1 protein-coding gene is annotated in these 397 nt (G+C 42.1%); it reads left to right on the top strand.

The annotated features are described in order from the left end of the window. Positions 1-169: 169 nt before the first annotated feature. Positions 170-334 (top strand): hypothetical protein, encoded by a 165-nt coding sequence (locus tag E3E27_RS10615; protein WP_167769450.1) that lies wholly within the window; start codon positions 170-172, stop codon positions 332-334. Positions 335-397 lie beyond the last annotated feature (63 nt).

Below are 397 nucleotides of genomic sequence, written 5' to 3'. Positions count from 1 at the left end.
GTGTGCCAATTTTGTAGCACAAAAATTCAGCTTCTGAACAATTTTCATACTTGGTATGAAATTTTCATATTGAACTGAACGTTCGACCAAAAATAATGCCGAAAGGATTTTATAGTTTGGTATGAATATTTCTTACGTAAGATTTATTCATACAATTGAGGTGATATCGATGAGCGGGCGTCCTCGCAAGTACGAGGGTCCTGTAAAGAGGTTTGAGGCATGGATCCCCTATGAAGTCTACAAAGAGATGGAAGAAGAAAAGCGACGTCGTGGCATCTCCTGGCCAGAACTTGTTCTAGACATGTGGGAGAAGTACAAAACTACAAGAGAGTGATCTTCATGAGGTATACCGGGCCGAGAACAGGAACAGGCAGACCTCGAAAATGGGACGAACCCA

Origin of the sequence: Thermococcus sp. MV11 (genome assembly GCF_012027285.1) — an archaeon.
Taxonomy (GTDB): domain Archaea; phylum Methanobacteriota_B; class Thermococci; order Thermococcales; family Thermococcaceae; genus Thermococcus; species Thermococcus cleftensis.
The sequence above is the reverse complement of the archived record's forward strand: the minus strand, read 5'-3'. Positions and strand labels throughout refer to the sequence as shown.

Excerpts from the sequence above, each read along its gene's own strand:
- E3E27_RS10615 (WP_167769450.1), top strand. The coding sequence starts at position 170 with ATGAGCGGGCGTCCTCGCAAGTACGAGGGTCCTGTAAAGAGGTTTGAG.